1 protein-coding gene is annotated in these 1,210 nt (G+C 72.0%); it reads left to right on the forward strand.

From position 1 onward, the window contains the following. Nucleotides 1-149: 149 nt before the first annotated feature. A partial coding sequence (locus AC27KI_RS25260; RefSeq protein WP_487116540.1) for a 5-(carboxyamino)imidazole ribonucleotide synthase occupies nucleotides 150-1,210 on the forward strand: 1,061 nt, incomplete at its 3' end.

The following is a 1,210-nucleotide window of genomic DNA, read 5'->3' on the forward strand; positions in this document are numbered from 1 at the left end:
CGAGCGGCTCGAGGCCTTCCGCGCCGAGCAGACCGCCGCGGCGCGCGCCATGGCCCTGCCGCCGGTGTCCGCCATGAGCGCGCAGCCTACGCCCCCCGCTGCTGCCCGGCAGCACGCTCGGCGTGGTGGGCGGCGGCCAGCTCGGCCGCATGTTCGTGCACGCGGCGCAGGCCATGGGCTACTTCACGGCCGTGCTGGATGCCGACGCCGACAGCCCCGCCGGCCGGGTGAGCCACCACCACGTCCGCACCGCCTACGAGGACCCGGACGGCCTCGCCCGGCTGGCCGGCCTGTGCGATGCCATCACGACCGAATTCGAGAACGTGCCGGCCCAGGCGCTGCGCACGCTGGGCGCCGAGCGCCCGGTGGCACCGGCGGCGAGCGCCGTGGCCATTGCGCAGGACCGCGCCCAGGAGAAAGCCCATTTCGTGCGCTGCGGCGTGCCCTGCGCGCCCTACGCGGTGATTGAGACCGCCGCCGATCTGGCGGCCGTGGCGCCCGATCTTCTGCCCGGCATCCTGAAGACGGCGCGCATGGGCTACGACGGCAAGGGCCAGTCCCGCGTGAAGACGCCGGCCGAACTCGCCGCCGCGTGGCAGGCCATGGGCGGCGTGCCCTGCGTGCTGGAAAAGATGCTGCCCCTGGCCCTCGAATGCTCGGTGATCGTGGCGCGCGGCGCCGACGGCACCTGCGTGCACCTGCCCGTGCAGCGCAACCTGCACCGGGACGGCATTCTGGCGGTCACCGAGGTTTACGAGGGAAATGTGCCTCATGCCCTAGTGGAACATGCCGTCGACGCTTCCAAATCGATAGCAAACGGCCTGAATTACGTGGGTGTGCTGTGCGTGGAGTTCTTCGTGCTCGACGGCGGCGAACTGGTGGTCAACGAGATCGCCCCGCGCCCGCACAACAGCGGCCACTACAGCCAGAACGCATGCGACGTCTCGCAGTTCGAATTGCAGGTGCGCACCATGGCTGGCCTGCCGCTCACGCAGCCGCGCCAGCACAGCCCCGCCGTCATGCTCAACCTGCTGGGCGACCTGTGGTTCACGCACGGCCCGCACGCCCGCACGCCCGCCTGGGACGCGGTGCTGGCGCTGCCAGGCACGCACCTGCACCTGTACGGCAAGGCCGACGCCAAGCCCGGCCGCAAGATGGGCCACCTGAACGTGACGGCCCCGAGCGCCGAGGCCGCGCGCGCGTGGAGGCC

The organism is Acidovorax sp. KPB24-03 (assembly GCF_057546605.1).